Source organism: Gracilibacillus salitolerans (assembly GCF_009650095.1).
GTDB classification, from domain to species: Bacteria; Bacillota; Bacilli; order Bacillales; family Amphibacillaceae; genus Gracilibacillus; species Gracilibacillus salitolerans.
Map to the genome: position 1 here is coordinate 2,115,891 of NZ_CP045915.1, position 23,323 is coordinate 2,139,213.

Sequence of the window (23,323 nt, forward strand, 5' to 3'; positions counted from 1 at the left end):
AAAAAAATTGATTTGTAATCTACTTTGAATCGTGATATTAGCGTCTTGTACTTACATCTTATATAATGGTAAGAAAGCGATTTCAAAAAGGGGTGGATAAAATGAAGGTGAATGCTGAAACCATACCATTAAAGCATGTAAAGATAACGGATGATTTTTGGAAAAGGAAAATTGACTTAGCGAAAGATGTTATTATTCCGTATCAATGGGACGCGTTAAATGATAATATCCCAGGCGCGGCGCCTAGTCATGCGATTGAAAACTTCAGAATTGCAGCAGGACTTTCAGACGGTGAATTTAAAGGGATGGTTTTTCAGGATAGCGATGTAGCAAAGTGGTTAGAAGCAGCAAGTTACAGTTTAATCTATAAATATGATCCAGAATTAGAGAAAACGATGGATGAAGTAATTGAATTAATTGGTCAATCCCAACTAGAAGATGGTTACCTTAATACATACTTTACTGTAAAAGAACCGGAAAAACGGTGGAAAGATATATGTCATGGTCATGAATTATATTGTGCAGGGCATATGATCGAAGCGGCGGTTGCTTTCTATGAAGCGACAAGGAAAGATTCTTTACTAAAGATAGTTTCGAAATATGTCGATTATATCATAACAATAATAGGTGCTGAGGAAAGGAAATTGAAAACATATCCTGGTCATCCGGAGTTAGAGTTGGCCTTGGTTAAACTGTACGAAGTGACAGGTGAGAATAAATATTTTGATTTAATGGTTTATTTTATTGAGGAAAGAGGAAAGCAGCCAAGTGTTTTTCTGAAAGAATCTTCACTCGGTTTAGCTAATAATGACAAGTGGTTTCATCTCGATTACCACCAGGCACATGCTCGATTAGATGAGCAGGATACAGCAGAAGGTCATGCCGTTCGAGCGGTTTATTTATATGCTGGGATGGCAGACCTCGCAAAGTATACCAACTCAGAAAAGTGGAAAAAACGTTTAGAAATCTTATGGGGAAATGTTGTGGAAAAAAGAATGTATGTTACAGGAGGAATCGGTTCACAAGGTCATGGGGAACGCTTTACATTAGACTATGACTTGCCAAACAATGTGGCATACGCGGAAACATGCGCATCGATCGGGTTAGTGTTTTGGGCTCAACGAATGTTACAAATTGAAGCAAAACAAACATATGGAGATGTGATGGAAAAAGCACTGTATAATGGTGTTTTAAGCGGCATGTCACTGGATGGTAAGAAATATTTTTATGTTAATCCATTAGAGATGAATCCTGAAGTAACCGAATACCGTCATGATCATCAACATGTTGAATCCGAAAGGGTAGGGTGGTTCGGTTGTGCTTGTTGTCCACCCAATATCGCGAGATTGTTAACGTCACTTGGTAACTATATTTATACGCAAAAAGAGAATACGATATATACACATCTATATGTCGGTAACCAAACAAGCTTTCAAATAAATGATCAAGAGGTTATGCTTACACAAAAGACAGACTATCCATGGTCAGGGGAAGTTAGCATGTCACTTCAGTTAGACAAGAGTGATATATTTACTTTAGCATTCCGACAACCAGCGTGGTCTAATCATATTCGTGTAATGATTAATGGTACAAAGGTAAAATTAGACACAATAAAAGATGGTTACATTTATTTATCTCAACAATGGAAGGATCGGGATGAAGTGACTATTGAATTTGATATGAGTGTTCATATCGTTCGTTCAAATCCAAAAGTAAGAGAAAATGCTGGAAAAGTAGCACTTCAAAGAGGCCCGATTATCTATTGTTTAGAAGAAGTAGATAATGGCAGCAATCTACATGCGATGAAAATCAATCCACGCGAACAGGTGACCGTAATAAATAGTTCATTAGATTTAGAGAGTGTCCCAGTTATTAAAGGAACTGGTGTAAGAGAGTCGGCATCATTCGGGCTATATATGTTTGATCAAGAACCTGAGGAAGACATAATAGAATGGCAAGCAATCCCATACAGCTATTGGGGGAATCGTGGAAAAGGTGAAATGTTGGTCTGGCTTCGAGAAAATTAATACGATAAAAAAACTATATTATACAAAAGGAGGGCTTTACATATAATTAATGTTTTCTTAATTTATCATTTTCCATCTCCCTATTAAAAATATGTTATGATGGTCCTATAATTATTGCGTTTGTTTTGGTATGAAAACCAGGAGGAAGATTATGATCGACTTTACAAAGAGACAAAAAGATATTATGCATATTTTAACAAAGCATGAGCCTATTACTGCAGAACAAATTGCAGAAATGCTTGGTGTAAGTAAAGGAACACTTCGTTCAGATTTAGCTGTGTTAGTGATGACAGGCCATATTGAAGCAAAACCAAAAGTAGGTTACTTTTTATCCAAAGGTAACCAGGCCAATCAACAAGATGTTTGGAAGGAAACGCTTGTCAAAGATATTCAAGGCGTTGCCGTTACTGTACAGGGCACCACCACTGTGAATGATGCTGTTATATCACTATTTTTAGAGGATGTTGGATCGCTGATTGTTGTCAATGATAATAACCAATTAGAGGGGATAATATCTCGTAAAGATCTACTAAAAGTAACCTTAGGAAATCCTCAAGCAACATCGATGCCGGTACAATTAGTAATGACTAGGCAACCAAAGGTCTACACGATTGAAGCAGATAAAAGTGTTTACGAAGCAGCGAAAATGATGGTGTATTACGAAGTGGATAGTTTACCTGTTGTAAAACCTATCGATGATAGCCAAGCTTTTAAAGTGATTGGTCGTATCACCAAAACAAACATTGTAAAAGCATTAATTGATATGGGATCTGAAGCACAGCATAAAGGGGAGTCTTAAGATGCGAGATAATCAGTCATTTATTTATGTATGTTCTGATGCAGTTGGAGAAACAGCAGAAGCGGTTGTTAGGGCAACGGTTAGACAATTTACCAATAGTAATGTGCAAGTAAAAAGATATAGTCATATCCAAACAGAAGAGGAAATTGAAGTAATTGTTCAAGAAGTAAGAGCAAATCATAGCTTTATAGCATATACACTAGTGCAACCTGAGTTGAGAGCAAAAATGCAACAGGACGCCATTCGCTATGATATACGAGCGGTTGATGTAATGGGGCCAATGATGCAAGCGTATATTGATACATTCAATGGTAATCCGAAACCAGAGCCTGGTCAGCGTCAAGTGTTAGATGAAGAGTACTTTAAAAGAATAGAAGCAGTAGAATTTGCGGTAAAATATGATGATGGAAAAGATGTAAGAGGATTACTACTAGCAGATGTAGTATTAATTGGAGTTTCCAGAACGTCCAAAACACCATTAAGTATATTTTTAGCCCATAAAGGAATTAAAACCGCCAACCTGCCTATTTTACCAGATATGGAGGCGCCAGAAGAGTTATTTCAACCTGCTGATCGAATGATTATCGGATTGACCATTGACCCAGGGCATTTATTGAAAATTAGAACGGAAAGATTAAAAACCTTAGGATTACCAGCACAGTCAAAATATGCTTCGATGGATCAAATTAAACGAGAACTAAAAACTGCTAATGAGTTAATGAAAAAGTTGGACTGTCCAGTCATTAATGTTTCAGATAAATCAATTGAAGAGACTGCCGGTGTCATTATGAAAATGCGTACCGAACGATAGAGGAAGTACTTTTCGGAAAATCAAGCGTGCTTCTTGTTTCTTGGAAATAATCTCCCTTCATTGGATAAGTAATTCTATTCCTAGGATAAATGTGTCTCTTCCTTGGAAAAATGATTATATCCAAGGAAGAGGATCAGTTATCCAAGGAACAAAATCACATCATACACCATGAATAGAACCCGCATCACACGATTTATTTGCCTCGCCCTATTATTATGACTTATAGTTGTATAAGAGCATAACACCATCGTTGCGCATTCGAATTTTTCGTTTAGTCAAATAGTTCTTGATAATATAATAATAGTGCATTAATTCAAAGGAGGACACTATGCGAAAAAAAGTATTAGTTACCGAACCAATTCCTGAAACAGTAAAAAACTATTTGCAAGAACACGTTGAATTAACAACCTGGGATAATCCGGAACAAATGCCGAGAGAGCAACTTTTAAACACAATAGGAAGTTTCCATGGTCTTATTACAGCAAAAGACAGCATTGATGATGAATTACTTCAACATGCAGAACAATTGGAAGTAGTAAGTAATATTTCTGTTGGTTATGATAATTTCGATGTTAATGCATTAAAGCGTTCTCAAGTGATTGCGACACATACACCATATGTGTTAGATGAGACAGTGGCAGATCTTATTTTTGGTTTGATACTTAGCAGTGCAAGAAGAATTACTGAGTTAGATCAATTTACCAAACAAGGAAAATGGGAAAAAGCTGTCGACGCCCCGTTATTTGGTCACAATGTACATCATAAAAAATTAGGGATAATCGGAATGGGCAGAATTGGTGAAAAAGTGGCTAGAAGAGCGAAGTTAGGTTTTGAAATGGATGTTACATATTATAATCGTTCTCGTAAGGAAAAGGTGGAAAAAGAATTAGGGCTGGCATATCAAGATTTCGATACTTTATTAAAAGAATCTGATTTTATTTTACTGATGACACCATTAACAAAAGAAACATTGCATTTAATTGATGTAAAAGCTTTTGGAAAAATGAAAGACTCTTGCTTCTTTATCAATGCGTCTAGAGGTAAGGTAGTGGATGAAGCGGCGATGATTAAAGCGTTACAGGATAAGGAAATAGCCGGTGCAGGACTTGATGTATTTGAACAGGAGCCTATAGATCCAGATAATCCGCTACTAAAAATGGATAATGTTGTTACCTTACCGCATATCGGGTCTGCAACAGCTGAGACACGCGAAGAAATGAAATTTTTCGCAGCCGAAAATATGTTGCAAGGTTTAGATGGAGAACAACCTGAAGCTGTAATCAAAGAATTACAGTAATAATGGAGGGATTCATGTGGCAAACGTTCAACTGGGAAAAACAGATTTATACGTCAATCCAGTCGGTTTAGGAACAAATGCAGTAGGAGGACACAATTTGTATCCTGATTTAAGTGAGGATACAGGAAAAGATTTAATCCGTACTGCAATTAATGAAGGGATTAACTTTTTGGATACTGCATATATTTATGGTCCGGGAAGATCAGAAGAATTGATTGGACAAGTCTTAAGCGAAACTGGTAAAAGGAATGAAATACTAGTAGCAACAAAGGGTTGTCATCGTCCGGAAGGGGATGCCATGGTTACAGACAATTCCCCAGCTTTTCTAAAGCAAACGGTAGAAGAGAGTCTGGATCGATTACAAACAGATTATATCGATCTATTTTATATTCATTTCCCCGATGAAGAGACACCTAAAGATGAGGCAGTTGGAGCGTTGTATGAGCTAAAAGAGCTGGGGAAAATAAGATCGATAGGTGTTTCGAATTTTTCTCTTGAACAACTAAAAGAAGCCAATAAAGATGGTTATGTAGATGTTTTTCAAGGAGAATATAACTTAATCAATCGTCAAGCAGAAAGAGAACTTTTCCCTTATTTGAAAGAGCAGGGGATTTCATTTGTTCCTTATTTTCCACTGGCAGCAGGCTTGTTAGCTGGAAAGTATAAAAAAGGAGATCAGTTTAAGGACCTACGTAAGAATATGGATCATTTTAAGGGTGAACGATTTGAAAGAGAGCTAGATCGCGTGGAAATAGTAAAACAAATGGCTGGTGATATAGGGGTTGAAACAGCTCATTTAGTGCTAGCCTGGTACTTAAGAAATCCTTTAATTGACGCAATTATTCCAGGTGCCAAACAACCAAATCAAGTTGTAGGCAATTTGAAAACTTTAGATGTTACGTTAACAGATGAAGAATACAACAAGATAGATCAGATTTACCGTTAAAAAACTGGGGAATTGTATTGTGATCTTGATTTTTTAAAAAATAAACCTATAAAATGTTATCAATTAAAAATAGATATTTACATTGATTAGGATTAGTAATTTGAAAAACCTTTAACAGAGAGGGAACCTGTGCTGAGAAGTTTCTAAAGGTATTCAAATGAACCTGCCTAGGAGTTCTGTGTTGAAAAACACAGCGGTAGTTGCCGTTATTATCTTTGAGTGTAAAGCTGTGCTTTAAATTAGGGTGGTATCACCATAAATGGTCCCTAACTTAAAACGCAGCTTTTTTATTTGTAGAGGAGGATTAAAATGTCGAAACAATTTGTGAAGAAAATAACCAGTATGGAAGAAGATTTTGCTCAATGGTATACAGATGTTGTAACCAAGGCAAAGCTAATCGATTATTCATCTGTTCGAGGAAGTATGATTATTAGACCCTATGGATATGAAATTTGGGAAAATATAAAAAGTGAATTAGATACGAAAATTAAGGAGACAGGACATGAAAATGTTTATATGCCACTTTTTATTCCTGAAAGTTTACTGCAAAAAGAAAAAGACCATATAGAGGGTTTTGCTCCTGAAGTAGCATGGGTCACTCATGGTGGTCAAGAAGAATTGCAAGAACGATTATGTGTTCGACCTACATCAGAAGTCATATTTGCTGAACATTATAAAAATATCATTCATTCGTATAGAGATTTACCAAAGTTATATAATCAATGGTCCAATGTCGTTAGATGGGAAAAAACAACGCGTCCTTTTTTAAGAACCTTAGAATTCTTGTGGCAAGAAGGACATACGTGCCATGAAACCGAGACAGAGGCGATTAATGAAGCAGAAAAAATGCTTACTATTTACTCATCTATTTGTACTGAATTATTAGCTATTCCAGTAATTAAAGGTGAAAAGACGGAGAAAGAGAAGTTTGCTGGAGCAAAAATCACATATACAGTCGAAAGTTTAATGCACGATGGTAAAGCTTTACAAACGGCAACCTCCCACTTTTTAGGGGATGGATTTGCTAAGGCATTTGGTATAGAATTTCTAGATAGAAATGGTAAACAACAAAGTGTTCACCAGACTTCTTGGGGATTCACTACAAGAGTAATTGGAGCGATGATTATGGTTCATGGGGATAATAGAGGATTAGTTATTCCACCGAAAGTCGCTCCGACTCAAGTTGTGATAATACCGATCGCCCAACATAAAGAGGGGGTTTTGGATCAGGCTTACTCATTAGAAAAGAGGCTCTCTAAACAGGTTCGAATAAATATTGACGCAAGTGACAAGCAACCAGGTTGGAAGTTTAATGAATATGAAATGCAAGGAGTTCCAATCCGATTAGAAATAGGACCAAAAGATATTGCAGCAGACCAAGTTGTTTTAGTTAGACGAGACACGGGTGAAAAGTTAACCATTTCATTAAATGATGTTGAAAGTAAAACATTAGAAATTCTATCAACGATTCAAGACAATCTTTATATGAAAGCAAGTAAGCGTATGGCAGAGAAAACTACCTCAGTAACGAATATGCAAGGTTTTCAGGAAGCTTTACAAATAGAGAGCCGCCTTGTGAAAGCTATGTGGTGTGGTAATACAAGTTGTGAAGACCTAATAAAAGAAAAGACTGGTGCTACTTCTCGATGTATTCCTTATGAACAAGAATCAATCTCTGACAAATGCGTTTACTGTGGGAGAAAAGCAGATAAAATGGTTTACTGGGCAAAAGCATATTAACTAAGATAAGATATCCAGACTTTCAATAGCAGGGTCATTTAATGAAATAAAAATAAAGGACCACATTAAATTGTTCAAGTGTGGCCCTTTTATTATTACTAATATTTTCAATCCAAATATTCTAACAGAGTTCCTTATTAGTTTTATTGATTTGCACGGTTGGCTTGTTCTATTACTCGGTTTGTTTCCTCTGCTGCTTGATCTAATGCTTCTTGTGGATCAGTGCCTTGTAATACATTTTCCATAGCGGTTACGACTTGTTGTCTAGCTTCAGGAAAAACGGAAATTAGAGCACCTTGTGTCGCAGTGGAAGGTTTTGTTTCTTGTAGTTGGTCAACTGTAACTTTTAATTGAGGAAATTCTCCCCATCTTTCTTGTACCATTTCTTCATCATATGCAGCAGGGTTAATAGCGAAGTACCCTGTATCAATGTGCCATTTTGCTTGGCTTTCCGGCGTTTGTAAGAATTTCATAAATTCCCAGGCTGCTTGTTGTTTTTCTTGTTCAATTCCGTTAGACATCCAAAGAGAGGCACCACCAATAATAACACCATTACGTTCAACTTCTTCTGAATAAGGAATATAAGCAACACCAACTTCAAATGGTGCATTTTCTACTGTACCGGCAACACCTGCTGAAGAATCTAAGTACATAGCAGTATTTTCTGTTTGGAATGCAGCACGGATATCATCCCAATTAGCTCCAAAGTTACCATATGTACCAGCCTTATTCATTTCATCGATTAGCTGGAATACACGCAAACCTTCTTCACCATTGAATACAGCTTCAGTTGCTTCGTTAGTACGACCGTTATCATTATTTACAAATAATCCACCTTGTGTAGCAATTAATTCCTCAACAAACCAACCATAATTTAAAATGGAGAAACCGTATCGTTCTGTGTTATCGCCATCTTTTACCGTTAATTTTTCTGCTGCTGCTTTAATTTCTTCAAAGGTTTGAGGCGGATTTTCTGGATCTAAACCAGCTTCTTCAAATGCATCTTTGTTGTACAACATAACTGGAGTAGATGAGTTAAATGGCATCGAATATAATTGCTCATCGACTGTGTAATAATTTAAAATATTTTCTTCTAATTGACTGATGTCATAGCCTTCTTGATCAATAAAAGACTGGACCGGTTCAACGAAACCACTATCAATCATATATTTGGTACCTACTTCAAATGTCTGGATGATTGCTGGTGCATCTTCTGTTCCGCCTACACTGCGGAATTTTGTTAATGCTTCTTCATAAGAACCTTGAAATTCTGGGATAATCGTATATTGGTCTTGAGATTGATTAAAATTATCGACAATTGCTTCAATCGATTCTTGACCTCCACCAGACATTGCATGCCAAAAAACAGCTTCAACTTTCTCGTCTGTTGCCTCTTCTTCATTTGTGTCTTCACTTTCGTTACTTTCTTCTGTTTGTTGCTCTTCTCCGGAAGTATCTTCGTTAGTTTCTTCTCCTTCTGCATCATCAGAACATGCAGTAATGAATACTAGTAAACTTACAGTTAAAAACAATAGTAATAGCTTCTTCATTTGTATAATTCCCCCTTATTATTTAAGTGCACCTTGGGCAAGGCCTTTTTGCAATTGCTTTTGCCCTAAAAACAACAAGATTAAAGTCGGAATGATGACGATAATAACTCCTGCCATAACCACCCCCCAATCGGTTGCCATTTCCTGTGTTTGTAATTGTTTTAAACCGATTTGAACGGTTCTTACTTGATCATTGTTAGTCACAAGCAGTGGCCATAAATACATGTTCCAAGTTGTCAGGAAACCATAGGCTCCTAATGTTATAAAAGAAGTACGGCAGTAAGGAATGACAACTTTCCAGAAGAATTTAAAAGATCGTAAGCCAGCAATATCACTTGCTTCTTTTAGTTCTTTAGGTAGTGTAAGAAAGTGTTGTCGTAATAGGAAAGTGCCGAATGCAATAGCAAAAAATGGTATAGTTAAACTTTGATAATTATTAATCCAGTCTAGCTGTTGAATCGTAAGGAAATTTGGAATCATGGTAGCTTCCCATGGAATCATCATCGTCGAGATAAAGATGAAAAAGACAAAATTTCTTCCTTTAAAAGGAATGAAAACAAAAGCATAAGCAGCCAATGCACTTACAAGTAATTGTCCTAACATCACGACAGTAGATACAAAAAAGCTATTCCATAAATAGTGTGCTAACGGTAACCGCTCAAATGCTTTTTGATAATTATCCAGATGAAAGGTTTCTGGAATGAATTTCCCTTGTAATAGTTCAGCCCCACTCATAAAGCTGATAAAGAAAGCATATACCACCGGAAAAAAGACGATCACCGCTGTTAATATTAACAACATGTATGTAATGGTAGGTCGAAGTATTTTCATTGATAGTGCACCTTCCTTTCTCCAAATTTGAATTGTAAAATTGTTACAATCAAAATGCATATAAATAGGAAGACTGATTGTGCACTTGCTGTACCAAACTGATAATTAACAAAAGCTTCGCGATAGATAGAATAAACAATCAAATTAGTAGATTCTGATGGGCCACCTTGAGTCAAAATATCAACTTGTCCAAATGTTTGAAACGAGTTAATCAGAGAAACGGTAATAACAAAAAATAAAGTAGGAGATAACATAGGTATCGTTATCCTTCTTAGTTGATAAAAATAACTCGCACCTGAAATCCTGGCACTTTCATAAAGGTGTTCGTCAATATTTTGCAATCCACCTAACAAAATGAGAAAGGAGAATCCGATATTCATCCAAATCGTTGTAATGGAAACAGAAACTAATGCCCAGTCTGGGTGTAACAACCAATCAATCGAGGTACCACCAAGGGAAGTAATGATTTGAGTTAAAATACCCATACTTGGATGAAAAATAAATAACCAGACTACAGCAGAAGCTGCGACAGAAATCCCCATTGTCGATGAGTAAATTGTTCGAAAAAAGCCGACACCTTTTACTTTTTCATTTGCTAATACAGCCAGGAACAAAGAAATAATAACACCAGTCGGTACGGTGTAGAGCACAAACAAAAAAGTCGCTTTAATACTTTTATGAAAACTTTCTGCCTGCAGGATATATTGATAATTTTCAAAACCAACAAAAACATTGGCTATGCCTTGCTGATCAGTTAAAAAGAAACTTAAATATAGTGTTTTTCCAAGTGGATAAAATAAAAAGACACTAAAAAGAACAATGGAGGGTAATAAATATAATATGGCTGATCTCCAATAAATGAATTTCCACTTTGCATCTATTCTAGTAATCGATTTTGCTTGTATTTCCGTTGCATTTTTCATACAATTCCCTCTCGTACATGCTGATGTTGAATATTTCTTGGTCCTTGCATTAAACTTTCCGTGCACCCATCATAGATACAAAAGGAGTCAGGATCTAGTGACAATGTCAGAGATTGGCCAACTCGAATATCCCATTGTCCATACCATTTGGCATACCAAACCGAATCGTTCCATTTAAACTTCAGCAACGTTTCTGTTCCGAGAATTTCAACATGATCGATGGTTACTTCAAAAGACAGATTCTGATTGGATGACTCTTCATAGATCCTTATGTTCTCAGGGCGAATACCAACTATTACTTCTTCACTGTTTAAGTCTTTAACAGTGAAGCGATCAACTGAAAACGAAATTTGCTCACTAATTGTTACTTGAGAGGAGTTTTTATCCACGAGCCCAGTTGTTACATTCATTGGAGGTGAACCAATAAACTTTGCAACAAAAGGATTGGCTGGTGCATTGTATACATCGATTGGTTTTCCTACCTGTTGAATTACACCTTCATTTAACACCATGATGCGATCTCCCATAGTCATTGCCTCAACCTGATCATGAGTCACGTAAATTAAAGTAAGCCCAAGTTTTCTCTGTAATTCACGAATTTCTGAACGCATATGAGCTCTTAATTTTGCATCTAAATTGGATAAAGGTTCATCCATTAAACAAATAGGGGAGTTGGTAATAATAGCTCTTGCTAACGCAACTCGCTGTCTTTGACCACCTGATAAATGACGTGGTTTTCTTTTTAAATAATCTGTTAAGCCAAGCATGTCAGCAATTTCGCAACACTTTTCCTTCTTTTCTTTTTTACGCATTTTTTTCACGTCTAAACCAAATGTTATATTATCTTCTACATTCATATGTGGATAAAGCGCATAGTTTTGAAAGACCATGGATAATTCACGTTTGCTAGGTGGGAGGTGATCTGCTTTTTTGCCATCAATTAATATCGAACCTGAGGTTATTTCCTCTAACCCTGCAATCATTCGCAACAAAGTACTTTTCCCACATCCTGAAGGTCCAACAAGAACAAAAAATTCTCCAGGCTCAATCTTTACACTGACATCTTTGACAACAAGTTGTTCTTTGTCATAGCTTTTATCGACTTGTTTTAGTTCGACAGAATACATTATAAATTCTCCTTTAATAGATTAGCTTGTATGTCACTGCCGATTATAGAGAAGTTTTATGAATGGGGTATTAACACAGTGTAAAAATATATATACAAAAATTAACAAATTTTATCATGAATAAAATAAAAATCGAGAAAAAATACTTCCATAATAAGCAAAATATTGTATGATAGTATTTGTGAAGAAAACTTTAAGAGGAAATATGTTTATTGTTGTGATGAGGTGTAAATGTGGACATATTAAGAGAATCAATGGCTTTGCCTGTAGATAATTTTTTAGGGATGCTGTTATATGCTGTAATTTATATATTTGTGGCAGGCCTTGTGTTTAGTTTGGCATTGAAATTCATTCCAAATCGTTTACCATATGCCGTGAAAAGTTTAATCGTTTTTATAGCTATTATTATTAGTTTAATTGTCTGGTGGCAAATGATTGTGGAACCGGGTTTGAACCTATGAAAAATAGCCAGCTTATGTAGAAGCTGGCTATTACTCATTTTTTATAGTATTCGGGTTAATCTTGTTTAAAAGGACACAACGTTTTTTGTTTTTGGATCTGCTTTTTCAGCTACTGCTTCTCTGCTCGGTTCCTCAAGGAAGAACATACATAAGAAGCAAACCACAGCAGAAAGACTGATCAATACAAAGAAGATTGTAGGGCTAACCATTGTAAAGATAGTAAGAAAAATAACAGCACCAATATTTCCATATGCGCCGACCATACCAGAAATTTGACCGGTAACCGGCTTTTTAATCATCGGAACCATTGCGTATACAGCACCTTCTCCTGCTTGAACAAAGAAAGAACAACACATGGTGATAATGACGGCAAACCAGATTGGCCAGCTGGCACCGATTAACGCCATCCCGATGTAACCGATCGCTAATCCAGCTGTGAAAATCATAAGTGTTTTTTTACGGCCGAATTTATCACTAAACCATCCGCCACTAGGTCGAGACATTAAATTCATAAATGCGAAACTACTGGCAATAAGTCCCGCTTGTGCAACACCAAGTGAAAAGGTTTCTTCAAAAAACTGTGGTAACATCGAGACAACAGCTAACTCAGATCCAAAAGTGCAAAAGTAAGCAAAATTTAGAATAGCTACTTGTTTGAATGAATACTTTTCTTTTTCAGGCACACCTTTACGTAGATGGTCTTTATTTACATTCCAAATTTTCCTCAAGTTATATATAAATAATCCAATTAGCGTAATTAAAATGAATCCTAATACATAAGAACTAATGAAATTTAAATTCCATAACCGGTAGCTCTGAAAGATAAGTATACCAAAGACGGGAATACTCATCAGCATTAATCCTATTAAATCACGATAGCTAGTTACTTCCAATGCACCACTTGTTTTTGGTTTTTTAAAGGTGACACCATCTGGTGTATCCTTAACCAACCGCAGGAACAAAATACCATAAACCAAACTGATAATTCCGGTTAAGCCAACAGCATAACGCCAACCATCTTCTCCACCAAATAGGATGGCTAATACTGGGAGTGTCATAGAGGCTGCGGCAGAACCGAAGTTACCCCAACCACCATAAATACCTTCAGCAAAACCAACATTTTTTTCGGTGAACCATTCTGAGACTAAGCGAATTCCGATTACAAACCCAGCACCTATGAGTGCTAAAAAGATACGGGATATCATCAATTGGGTAAATGAATTTGCTAAAGCAAACGAAAAACAAGGAATACTTAAGATAATTAATAAGCTGGAATATACTCTTCTCGGTCCAAATCTATCTACAAGCATTCCAATTAATACACGGGCAGGAATGGTTAACGTCACGTTAGCAACTGCAAGTAAAGCTACTTCGTCATTTGATAAACCAAATTGACTTTTTAATGTTGTCATAAATGGTGCCATGTTAAACCAGACAACAAACGTGATAAAAAACGCTAACGTCGTAAATCCTAATGTTTTGATATTTCCTGAATAACCTGATCTCATTCCATTAACCTCCTAATGTGATGTTATGGTTTTATTATAGAAGGTTAGTAGTGATTAACAATCAACTGGTAAAGTAAATTGACAAAGAAATTTAAAAAAACCGTGATACATTGTCAGAAAATATCACAATGTATCACGGATCTATTAAATGGCTTTTTCTTTCAAATTAGTTTCTCTAACCGTTAGCTTCGACTGATTGACATTTAATTGAGTGGTTGCTAGGAAACAAATGAACAATATTACAGATATAGCTATAAAAAAGGCAACAGGAAAAAATAAATTCAAGACTGCCAGAAAGCAAAGGGAGCCTATGTTACCGTAAGCACCCACCATTCCAGCTATTTGCCCGGTTCGATTTTTTTTCACCAGCGCTACCATGGAAAAAATCGCTCCAGAAGCTGCTTGACTAACTAATGAGCAACAAATAGTCAGGAATAAAGCTAGATAAATTGGCCAGCTATTATTAACAAATGCCATCATAATATATAAAAGAGCCAGACCGCCCAAAAGTAGCAGAGTTATTTTTTTTCTGCCAAAACGGTCACTAAGCCAGCCACCAGCCGGACGTGCAAGCAAGTTTGTAAAAGCAAAGCTACTGGCGATAGCAGCGGCAAAAACGGCATTAATAGTAAATGTATTTTGGAAGAACATTGGTAACATCGAAATAATCGCAAGTTCGGATCCAAAAGTGGCAAAGTAACCAAAACTCAAAATCGCTACATTTTTCATAGAGAACTTATCTTTATTTGGAATGTCACGCTGTAAATAGCTTCGATTAGATTTCCATCTTTTTATCATGTTGAAAGCATAGAACAAGACAATAACACTATAGAGAAGGATAGCAATTAAATTAGATAATACACCAGTTTCTTGTAATGTCCATACTAATATTGCCATTCCTCCGTAAATAGGAATTGTAAGTAGCAATAGTATAATGAAATCATTATGACTTGTTGCCTTAATAGGGTTGGTAGTTTTAGTGTATTGGAAATTTTTCCAGGATGGTGTGTTTTTTGCTTTCAAAAAGAAAATTACGCCATATAATAAGGCTAATATGCCTGTTAGACACATTGCATAACGCCAGCCGTTTTCACCACCTAATAAGACTGCCAGTGTTGGCAGTGTCAGGGCAGCGAAAGCAGAACCAAAATTTCCCCATCCAGCATAGATTCCTTGTGCAAATCCAGCTTGTTTCGTTGGAAACCATTCTGTTACCATTCTAATTCCAATTACGAAACTAGCACCAATTGTACCCAGTATTAACCTCGAGATCAGAAGCTGCATATAAGTGGTTCCAAGTGCAAAAACAAAACAAGGAATACTCATGGTAATAAGCAATATGGAAAATACATTTCTTGGCCCGAAACGGTCAACTAAACGACCGATTACAATACGTCCAGGTATACTTAAGGCAAGATTTACAATCATTAATGCACCAATTTCATCACTTGACAGTGCCAATTGTTCTTGAATTGTCGATTGAAAAGGTGCCATATTGAACCAAACCATTACACTTACAAAAAAGGCAAGAGTTGCGATTGTTAACATTTGCTTTTGTCCATTATAGTCATGTTTACTTGTAGTCATTGTTTAACTCCTTGTAAAAGTAATCTATGTTTTTTCATTAGTTTAAACTCTTTTCACATACTTTGTTGCTTTTGTAATACCGCTGTTTACATAAACTGCGAAGTTATACTTTTTAGATTTACTTTCTTCCATTTCTACTGTAGAGAGTATTATGTCACCGCTTCGGCAGAATACTGCGCTTTCCGTGGGCTCGGCTTCAGCTAACTTTGCTAAGAAAACCACTTTGCAAAGTGGATCTTCAGCTCTCGCTGTCCCACAGGAGTCTCCGTATTCTGCCTACGCTATTTTTAGTGTTCTGATTATTGATAGAACAGAACTTATGGAACTATATTCATTGGCTTTTCTGTCGATTTTTCCACAGCGACGAATTAGCACTCGACTTCAGAAGAATGGAAAGAAGCCACAATAAACAGAATTTTAATTAGTTCGCAGTAGTTATCAATTGTTAAATAGGGCTTTATTATTCAAAATGACATGTTATAAGCAACGCTCTTTTTGAAAACAGCCTTAGAGTTTAAGTTAATTAATTAACAGGGCTAAGTCGAACAACGCTCATTTTAAAACCTGGCATTCGACAATAGGGATCTAATTGATCTGATACAAGTCGATTGACGTTCTGTTTTTCCGTCCAATGAAAAGGAACAAAAACAGTGTCTTTTCGAATCGAGGTTGACAATCGGCATCTAACGATAATCCATCCTTTTTCAGAGGTGACTCGAACGAGTGAGTCAGCTTCAATCTCATATTTCTCAGCTGTTTGAGGATGAATCTCTAAAAATGCTTCAAAATCTCTTGCTGCTAATGAAGGACTTTTTCTGGTTTGTTCACCAGTTAAATAGTGACTCATTACCCGTCCTGTTGTTAAATATAATGGATATTCCTGAGTAACAGCAGGTTTGTTATCAATGCTTTGATAAGGAATGACAGCCATTTTTGCTTTCCCGTTTTCACGGGCAAAGGAATCTTCAAATAATCTATCAGTTCCAGCATGATCTTCTGACGGACAAGGCCATAGAATTCCTTGTTCTTGACGTAAACGGTCATACGTAATACCAGAATAATCGGCTTTGCCGCCTTTACTAGCTATACGAAGCTCTTCAAAAATTTCTTCTGCATTACTAAAATCAAAATATTTTCCTTTACCTAGTCTTTGAGCGATATCACAGAGGATTTCCCAGTCTTGTTTTGCTTCTCCTTGTATTGGATAACTAGCTTCTCTTAACATCACTCGTCCTTCGACATTAGTTAATGTTCCTTCGTCTTCTAAATAAGAAGTAGCTGGTAAGACTAGATCTGCTAGTTTAGCAGTTTCTGATAAGAATAGATCAGAAACGACGAGGAATTTTAATTTTTGTAATGCTTTTTTGATAAGATTTGCGTTCGGATTGGATACTATCGGATTCGAACACATGACAAACATACTTGTTATATCACCAGCTATAATCTTTTCAAACATTTCATAAGCAGAAACGCCTTTTCTTGGAAGATTTTGCTCTTTAATTCCCCATACATCCGCAATGTATTGGCGATCTTCAGGGTTTTCGATTAAACGGTAACCGGGAAGTTGGTCAGCTTTTTGACCATGTTCTCTTGCTCCTTGGCCGTTGCCTTGTCCTGTAATCGCTCCATAGCCTGAATTTCGTTTGCCAATCTTACCTGTAGCAAGTAACAGATTTAAGAAGCTGCGGACGGTTTCTGTGCCGTTTATTTGTTGTTCAACACCGCGAGCTGTAAAGATCATTCCTGATGATTCCCGGCCAAATACAAGAGCTATTTGATATAAATCATCCAAAGAAACACCTGTTGTTTTGGCAATATCATCTAATTTAATCGTTTGGATATATTCTTTTACTTCCGAAAAATCCTCTGTTCGTTCTTCGATAAAAGCATGATCAATTAAATCGAGATCTATTAATATTTTTAAAACACCATTAGCGATTGCGACATCCGTACCAGGTATATTTTTAATGTGCAAATCGGCTAACTTTGTTGTACTTGTTTCCCGTGGGTCAATAGCAACAATATAGGCACCATTTTCCTTTGCTTTTTCAAAATAAGGCATAATCGTCGGCTGGCATTCTGCAATATTGGTACCGGCTAAAATAATACATCTCGTATTTGGTATTTCTTGTAGCGTGTTAGTGAAACCTCTGTCCATTCCAAATGTCATGTTTGCACCTGTGGCGGCGGAAGCCATACAAAGTCTGCCGTTATAATCAATGTGTTTGGTTTCCAGGGCAACACGTGCGAATTTCCCTAGTAAGTAAGCTTCTTCATTTGTAACAGAAGCACTTCCATAAACAGACAACGCATCTTTTCCATCTTCTGATTGAATTTGCTCAAATTGCTCCTGAATGATTCGATATGCTTCATCCCATGTTATTGGCTCAAATTCTCCATTGATTTGGCGCATCGGTTGTTTTAAGCGATCATGATGGAGTGCATGCTGATGAGCATTCATTCCCTTCACACATAATCTGCCTTGTGAGGTAGGATTATCTTTACCTATCGTTTTTTGTTTCTTTCTTGATATGATTTTCTGCTCAATCAATTGCATCTTGCATTGCATACTGCAATAGGGACATTGTGTATCATAAATTTTTTCGGATTGCACTTTCTGTTGCTTATCTCGGAAATATTTGAGCATTAATTCAGTCATAATATCTTCTTCCTTTCTCAAAAATAAGGCTAATTATCACGGCAACCAGTGGGGGGGAAAACCCCCGATTATGGAAGTCTCACTCTATAGTTGCGGCTGACGAACTATGGATTGTTTCCGATTTGTTTGGTCGCTTTTTAAATCATCCAATAGCATTTGTTGAATTTCATGGTTAAACAGAACTTCTCGAATATGGACGATACTCACACGTGCAGTCCATTGCGAGATTTTTTCATTATAATTAGCTGATCGTCGATAATATTGTATAAATGAAAGTAAGACATTTATTATTTCCTGTGAGCTAATCGTTGCATATAAAATGCCTTGATCAGTTATTAACTCCCATCCATTACCGGTTTGTAACAAAGCAAGATCAAAATAATGCTCGGATAGCTTCTTTTTACAACAAAATGCCTTTATTGTAAGGGATGTTGGCAAATTTAAAAATTCTGTTTGTTGTTCTATTTCTTCAACTATTGTAGATAGTTTTCCTTTATCTTTTGTACAGTTACAGTCTGGTATTTGTACACTTCGGAGTGAGAATGGATGATAGCTGTGTAAGGTCATATTTAAGGCGCTACATACAGAAATTAGATCACTTTCTTGAATCCCATTTATTTTCAAGCGTTGATCGGAAGATATTGATACAGTATCAATATCAAAATCCATCAGAACATCACTAATACGTTTGAGTTGTTCTGCACGTACTTTCCCACTGTATAATTGAGGAACAATGGTGTAAGTCCCATCCTTCTCTAGGGAAGCATTTGTTTTATGATCTAAAAATAGAAACTCTTCATGTACATAATGTTCCGGATAAATCATTTCCAAATAATAAGCAAGAGCAGGCCGACATATAGAGCAACCTGATAAATTATTCCATTCCAGCGTTTCAGTGATCATGTCGAAGGATGTCAATTTTTTATGTTGAATAGCCCGCACAATTTCATCTTCCGTTAAGGAAGTACATGAACAAAATCGATTATCTTTTACTGTTTCATGAAAAAAATCACTTTGAATGTAGTCGAGTAATTCCTGTACGACTGGCTTGCATCCACCACATGAACTGGAGGCTTTTGTGTGTTTTTTCACATCATTAACCGAGTTTAGATTTTTATTTAATACATTCTCGATAATGCAAGATTTTGAAACACTGTTACAGGTACATACATGTTCATTTCTAGGGAGTGTAGCTGCATAAGATTCCTCAATCTTGACCGGTTGTAACAGTTCTGCTTTTTGGTGATCCGGTATAAACTTTTGCTTTTTAATCATGTCTAGCAAGCTGCCACCAAGTGAGGTTTCCCCATATAAAACAGCTCCAACTGCCTTATCTTCTTCAAATAATACTTTTTTGTATGTTTCACCAATTTCATCATAGGAATAAATCGCTTTGGCCTGATCTGTTTCCTCTATTTTACCGACAGAGAAAAGGTCGATTCCTGAAATTTTTAGCTGGGTATAAACAGTGGATCCAGTGTATCTAGTATGTTGATTTGCTAGATTTTTTCCAAGCACTTCTGCTTGTTCATATAAGGGTTTCACAAGTCCATATACCATTCCGTTATGTTCTGTACATTCTCCAACTGCATATATGTTTGGGATACTTGTTTCCATTTGATCATTAACGACAATACCTCGTTTTACTTCCATTCCTGATTCTTGAGCAAGAGCAATATTCGGTTTGATTCCAACTGCCATAACTACCAGATCCGCTTCAATCGATGTCCCATCATTAAAACGCAAGCCTTCAACATTTTTATCTCCATAGATTTCAGAAGTCTGTTTCTCCAGATAGAAATGCATACCTTGCCGTTCTAGTTCTTTCTTTAATAATTGTCCAGCTTTTGCATCTAATTGATTGTTCAAAAGGCGATCTGCTAGGTGAACTACATCTACTTTCATACCTAAATTCAGTAATCCTCGTGCTGCTTCCAGCCCAAGCAGACCACCGCCTATAACTGTTGCTTTTTTATGATGTTTTGCAGCTTCGATCATTTTTTTGCAATCGTCGATCGTTCGAAATGTCATGACTCCTTCTTTATCTATACCTGGAAGTGGTAAGATAAACGGATTCGAACCTGTAGCTATAATGAGCTTATCGTAGTTCATTTTTCTTTCTTTATCAGTTGCAATCAATTGCTTTTGATAATCTATTTCTACAACCGTTTCATTCGGATATAGTGTAATTTCATTATCTTCATACCATTTCCAATCATTAATTGTAATGTCATCGAATGTTACATCACCTTGTAAAACAGATGACAGCATGATACGACTGTAGTTGGTATAAGGTTCAGATCCGAAAATTGTTATATCGTATAATTGATTATTTTCTTTTAACAAATACTCAACTGTTTTTAATCCAGCCATACCGTTCCCTATCATAACGAGGTGCTGTTTTTTCATATAAAAAGTTCCTCCCAACTTTGAAACTAGATAATTCTAGCATCACAAGCAGAATATCATGCGATGTATTTGGTTTCCTTTTCTCTGTTAGAAAATGTTACGTTCTTTTTTTGTGAATTATTTTAATTTTCCGAAAAATGGTGTTAGAAAAGTTGACAACAAAATAGAAACTTCTTTTTTAGAGGTGTACGATGAAGTCAAGTTAAATTTCCAAACTCAAATTGGGGGATTCAAAATGGAGAAGAAAAAGCTTGTATTAATTGGGAATGGTATGGCAGGTATTCGAACCATCGAAGAGATTTTAAAACTTTTACCTGACCAATTCGATATTACCGTATTCGGTAAAGAACCATATCCAAACTATAACCGTATTCAATTATCTAAAGTATTACAAGGGGATACCGAGATAAAAGATATTACGTTGAATGAATGGCAATGGTACGAGGACAATGGTATTCTGCTGTATCCAGGGGAAACAGTTACAAAGGTTGATAAAGATAACAAAAAAGTTTATACCGATAAAGGAAAAGAAACTCCTTATGACCATTTGATTATTGCAACTGGTTCCAATCCATTTATGTTGCCACTACCTGGTGCAGATAAAGAAGGAGTAACAGCTTTTCGAGATATAGAAGATTGCGAGAAAATGATAGACGCATCGAAAAACTTTAAACGAGCTGCTGTAATCGGTGGTGGTTTACTAGGTTTGGAGGCAGCACGTGGTTTATTGAATCTAGGTATGGAAGTAGATGTTATTCACTTGGCTGACTATTTAATGGAACGTCAATTAGATCGTCCAGCTGGTGAATTATTACAAAAAGAATTAGAATCTCAAGGGATGAATTTTTATCTTGAGAAACAAACAGCTGAAATTACCGGTAAAAAACGTGTAACTGGTTTGAAGTTTAAAGACGGTGGCGCGATTCCGGCTGATTTAGTAGTGATGGCGGTAGGTATCAAACCGAATGTTTCGCTAGCCCAGGAGTCTGGAGTTGAAGTCAACCGTGGGGTTGTCGTTAATGATCATATGGAAACAAGTGTCCCAAATATCTATGCAGTTGGGGAATGTGCAGAGCATAAAGGGATGGTATATGGTCTTGTTGCTCCATTATATGAACAGGGCCAAGCCTTAGCAAAACACATTTGCGGTATGAATCATCAAGGATATAAAGGATCTGTACTTTCTACCCAATTAAAAGTATCTGGTGTTGACGTGTTTTCAACTGGTTTAATTAATGAAACAGCAGAAACAAAATCGATAAAAGTTTTTGATGAATGGCAAAACACATACAAAAAAATACTGGTAAAGGATGACAAGCTAACTGGTGCTGTATTGTTCGGTAATACAACAGAAGGGACAAAATTAAAAAGTTTGATAACGAAAGGTGCAAATGTAGAAGAGTACTTAGAGAGTCAACAAGGTGCTGACGATGGTGAAAGTATTGTTGCATCCATGAGTGATGATGAAGTTATTTGTGGTTGTAATGGTGTATCCAAAGGTACGATAGTCGATGCCATTAAAGCAGAAGGCCTTTCATCAGTGGAAGAAGTTAAGGGAGCTACAAATGCATCACGTTCATGTGGTACATGTAAAAATCTAGTATCTGAATTATTAACTGATACGCTAGGTGATGAATATGAAGCAGATACGAAAGAATCGATTTGTGCTTGTACAGACCTTACACGTGATGAAGTAGTAATAGAAATTAAAGAAAAAGGTTTAACACATACAAAAGAAGTAATGAACGTATTAGAGTGGAAAACAGAAGAAGGATGTTCCAAGTGTAAACCTGCTCTTAACTACTATTTAGGCATGATTAATCCGAAAGAACACGAGGATGAAAGAGAGTCACGCTTTGTTAATGAACGCTTGCATGCCAACATTCAAAAAGATGGTACGTACTCCGTTGTGCCAAGAATGTATGGTGGGGTAACTAACGCAGAAGATTTACGAACGATTGCAGATGTAGCAGAAAAATATGAAGTTGGAATGATCAAATTAACTGGCGGTCAACGTATTGACTTACTAGGAGTGAAAAAAGAAGATTTACCAAATGTTTGGAAGGACTTAGGAATGCCATCAGGTTATGCATATGGTAAATCAGTACGTACCGTGAAAACGTGTGTTGGTGCTGAGTTTTGTCGATTTGGAACGCAGGATTCTACAGGGATGGGAATTCAATTAGAGAAAAAATTTGAAGGGTTAAACACACCACACAAAGTAAAAATGGGTGTCTCCGCTTGTCCACGTAACTGTGCGGAAGGCGGGATTAAGGATGTAGGTGTTGTCGGTTTAGATGGTGTATGGGAAGTTTATGTTGGTGGTAATGGTGGTACGGAACTTCGTAAAGCTGAATTACTTGTAAAAGTTAAATCACAGGAAGAAGTACTGGAATATACTGCAGCCTTTTTACAATATTATCGTGAGAATGCTAGTTACCTAGAAAGAACATCGCATTATGTTGAACGTGTTGGCATTGAGCATATCCAAGAAATCGTAAGTGATGATCAATTGCGGAAAGAATTAAACGACCGTATGGATGAAGCACTAGGTATTTATAAAGAACCTTGGAATGAAGTGCTAGAAAGTGAAACAACACTTAAAGATTTATATGAAAAAGTGGCGACGAAATAATGGATGGGGGAAG

At 36.5% G+C, this 23,323-nt stretch carries 16 protein-coding genes and 1 other annotated feature; of the genes, 8 read left to right on the forward strand and 8 right to left on the reverse strand.

Features of this window, described 5'->3' with window-relative positions:
* Positions 1–101 precede the first annotated feature (101 nt).
* The 6 genes from GI584_RS09820 to proS all read left to right on the forward strand — a co-directional run bounded on the left by GI584_RS09820 (position 102) and on the right by proS (position 7,620).
* The gene (locus GI584_RS09820; protein WP_153791124.1) at positions 102–2,027 is read left to right on the forward strand and encodes a glycoside hydrolase family 127 protein; all 1,926 of its coding nucleotides are present in this window, start codon (positions 102–104) and stop codon (positions 2,025–2,027) included.
* 151 nt (positions 2,028–2,178) lie between these two features.
* Complete coding sequence (locus GI584_RS09825) at positions 2,179–2,826, forward strand: helix-turn-helix transcriptional regulator (RefSeq protein ID WP_100360863.1); 648 nt, start codon at positions 2,179–2,181, stop codon at positions 2,824–2,826.
* Between the two features lies 1 nt (position 2,827).
* Positions 2,828–3,637, forward strand: coding sequence for a pyruvate, water dikinase regulatory protein (locus GI584_RS09830; RefSeq protein WP_100360862.1), 810 nt, complete (start codon positions 2,828–2,830; stop codon positions 3,635–3,637).
* Between the two features lie 328 nt (positions 3,638–3,965).
* Positions 3,966–4,934 carry a 2-hydroxyacid dehydrogenase gene (locus tag GI584_RS09835; protein ID WP_153791125.1) on the forward strand — a complete coding sequence of 323 codons (969 nt, stop codon included), beginning with the start codon at positions 3,966–3,968 and terminating at the stop codon, positions 4,932–4,934.
* A 16-nt stretch (positions 4,935–4,950) separates the two neighbouring features.
* Entirely contained in the window at positions 4,951–5,880 is a 930-nt protein-coding gene (locus GI584_RS09840) for an aldo/keto reductase (RefSeq protein WP_153791126.1), read from the forward strand.
* 73 nt (positions 5,881–5,953) lie between these two features.
* Positions 5,954–6,151 (forward strand) — a binding site (T-box leader).
* 38 nt (positions 6,152–6,189) lie between these two features.
* Positions 6,190–7,620, forward strand: coding sequence for a proline--tRNA ligase (gene proS / locus GI584_RS09845; RefSeq protein WP_153791127.1), 1,431 nt, complete (start codon positions 6,190–6,192; stop codon positions 7,618–7,620).
* 143 nt (positions 7,621–7,763) lie between these two features.
* On the opposite strand, the gene GI584_RS09850 is transcribed toward proS, so the two are convergent.
* From GI584_RS09850 to GI584_RS09865, 4 genes are read right to left on the reverse strand one after another with little or no spacing between them, the layout of a single operon-like run.
* Positions 7,764–9,170, reverse strand: a complete 1,407-nt coding sequence (locus GI584_RS09850) for an ABC transporter substrate-binding protein (RefSeq protein ID WP_153791128.1) — start codon at positions 9,168–9,170, stop codon at positions 7,764–7,766.
* A gap of 18 nt (positions 9,171–9,188) precedes the next feature.
* Positions 9,189–10,001 carry a carbohydrate ABC transporter permease gene (locus tag GI584_RS09855; RefSeq protein WP_100360857.1) on the reverse strand — a complete coding sequence of 271 codons (813 nt, stop codon included), beginning with the start codon at positions 9,999–10,001 and terminating at the stop codon, positions 9,189–9,191.
* The gene (locus GI584_RS09860) at positions 9,998–10,924 is read right to left on the reverse strand and encodes a carbohydrate ABC transporter permease (RefSeq protein WP_153791129.1); all 927 of its coding nucleotides are present in this window, start codon (positions 10,922–10,924) and stop codon (positions 9,998–10,000) included. Before GI584_RS09860 ends, GI584_RS09855 begins: the two co-directional genes overlap by 4 nt.
* On the reverse strand, positions 10,921–12,051 hold the full coding sequence (locus GI584_RS09865) for an ABC transporter ATP-binding protein (protein WP_153791130.1): 1,131 nt from the start codon (positions 12,049–12,051) through the stop codon (positions 10,921–10,923). The genes GI584_RS09860 and GI584_RS09865 overlap by 4 nt, the downstream gene beginning before the upstream one ends.
* A gap of 233 nt (positions 12,052–12,284) precedes the next feature.
* On the opposite strand from GI584_RS09865, the gene GI584_RS09870 reads away from it, so the two are divergent.
* Positions 12,285–12,512, forward strand: coding sequence for a hypothetical protein (locus tag GI584_RS09870; protein ID WP_100360854.1), 228 nt, complete (start codon positions 12,285–12,287; stop codon positions 12,510–12,512).
* A 65-nt stretch (positions 12,513–12,577) separates the two neighbouring features.
* On the opposite strand, the gene GI584_RS09875 is transcribed toward GI584_RS09870, so the two are convergent.
* The 4 genes from GI584_RS09875 to nirB (GI584_RS09890) all read right to left on the reverse strand — a co-directional run bounded on the left by GI584_RS09875 (position 12,578) and on the right by nirB (GI584_RS09890) (position 20,675).
* Positions 12,578–14,020 carry a NarK family nitrate/nitrite MFS transporter gene (locus GI584_RS09875; protein WP_153791131.1) on the reverse strand — a complete coding sequence of 481 codons (1,443 nt, stop codon included), beginning with the start codon at positions 14,018–14,020 and terminating at the stop codon, positions 12,578–12,580.
* 144 nt (positions 14,021–14,164) lie between these two features.
* Positions 14,165–15,607 carry an MFS transporter gene (locus tag GI584_RS09880; RefSeq protein ID WP_100360852.1) on the reverse strand — a complete coding sequence of 481 codons (1,443 nt, stop codon included), beginning with the start codon at positions 15,605–15,607 and terminating at the stop codon, positions 14,165–14,167.
* 523 nt (positions 15,608–16,130) lie between these two features.
* Positions 16,131–18,266 carry an assimilatory nitrate reductase catalytic subunit NasC gene (gene nasC / locus GI584_RS09885; protein ID WP_153791132.1) on the reverse strand — a complete coding sequence of 712 codons (2,136 nt, stop codon included), beginning with the start codon at positions 18,264–18,266 and terminating at the stop codon, positions 16,131–16,133.
* Between the two features lie 84 nt (positions 18,267–18,350).
* Positions 18,351–20,675: a nitrite reductase large subunit NirB gene (gene nirB / locus GI584_RS09890; protein WP_153791133.1), complete on the reverse strand. Its 2,325-nt coding sequence runs from the start codon at positions 20,673–20,675 to the stop codon at positions 18,351–18,353.
* 235 nt (positions 20,676–20,910) lie between these two features.
* Here nirB (GI584_RS09890) and nirB (GI584_RS09895) point away from each other — a divergent pair, with 235 nt between their 5' ends.
* A complete protein-coding gene (gene nirB, locus GI584_RS09895; protein WP_153791134.1) occupies positions 20,911–23,310 on the forward strand; it encodes a nitrite reductase large subunit NirB in 2,400 nt (799 codons plus the stop codon).
* The last annotated feature ends 13 nt before the right edge of the window (positions 23,311–23,323 follow it).

Coding starts and splice junctions, on each gene's coding strand:
- GI584_RS09820 (WP_153791124.1), top strand. CDS start 102: ATGAAGGTGAATGCTGAAACCATACCATTAAAGCATGTAAAGATAACG.
- GI584_RS09825 (WP_100360863.1), top strand. CDS start 2,179: ATGATCGACTTTACAAAGAGACAAAAAGATATTATGCATATTTTAACA.
- GI584_RS09830 (WP_100360862.1), top strand. CDS start 2,828: ATGCGAGATAATCAGTCATTTATTTATGTATGTTCTGATGCAGTTGGA.
- GI584_RS09835 (WP_153791125.1), top strand. CDS start 3,966: ATGCGAAAAAAAGTATTAGTTACCGAACCAATTCCTGAAACAGTAAAA.
- proS (WP_153791127.1), top strand. CDS start 6,190: ATGTCGAAACAATTTGTGAAGAAAATAACCAGTATGGAAGAAGATTTT.
- GI584_RS09850 (WP_153791128.1), bottom strand. CDS start 9,170: ATGAAGAAGCTATTACTATTGTTTTTAACTGTAAGTTTACTAGTATTC.
- GI584_RS09855 (WP_100360857.1), bottom strand. CDS start 10,001: ATGAAAATACTTCGACCTACCATTACATACATGTTGTTAATATTAACA.
- GI584_RS09860 (WP_153791129.1), bottom strand. CDS start 10,924: ATGAAAAATGCAACGGAAATACAAGCAAAATCGATTACTAGAATAGAT.
- GI584_RS09865 (WP_153791130.1), bottom strand. CDS start 12,051: ATGTATTCTGTCGAACTAAAACAAGTCGATAAAAGCTATGACAAAGAA.
- GI584_RS09875 (WP_153791131.1), bottom strand. CDS start 14,020: ATGAGATCAGGTTATTCAGGAAATATCAAAACATTAGGATTTACGACG.
- GI584_RS09880 (WP_100360852.1), bottom strand. CDS start 15,607: ATGACTACAAGTAAACATGACTATAATGGACAAAAGCAAATGTTAACA.
- nasC (WP_153791132.1), bottom strand. CDS start 18,266: ATGACTGAATTAATGCTCAAATATTTCCGAGATAAGCAACAGAAAGTG.
- nirB (WP_153791133.1), bottom strand. CDS start 20,675: ATGAAAAAACAGCACCTCGTTATGATAGGGAACGGTATGGCTGGATTA.
- nirB (WP_153791134.1), top strand. CDS start 20,911: ATGGAGAAGAAAAAGCTTGTATTAATTGGGAATGGTATGGCAGGTATT.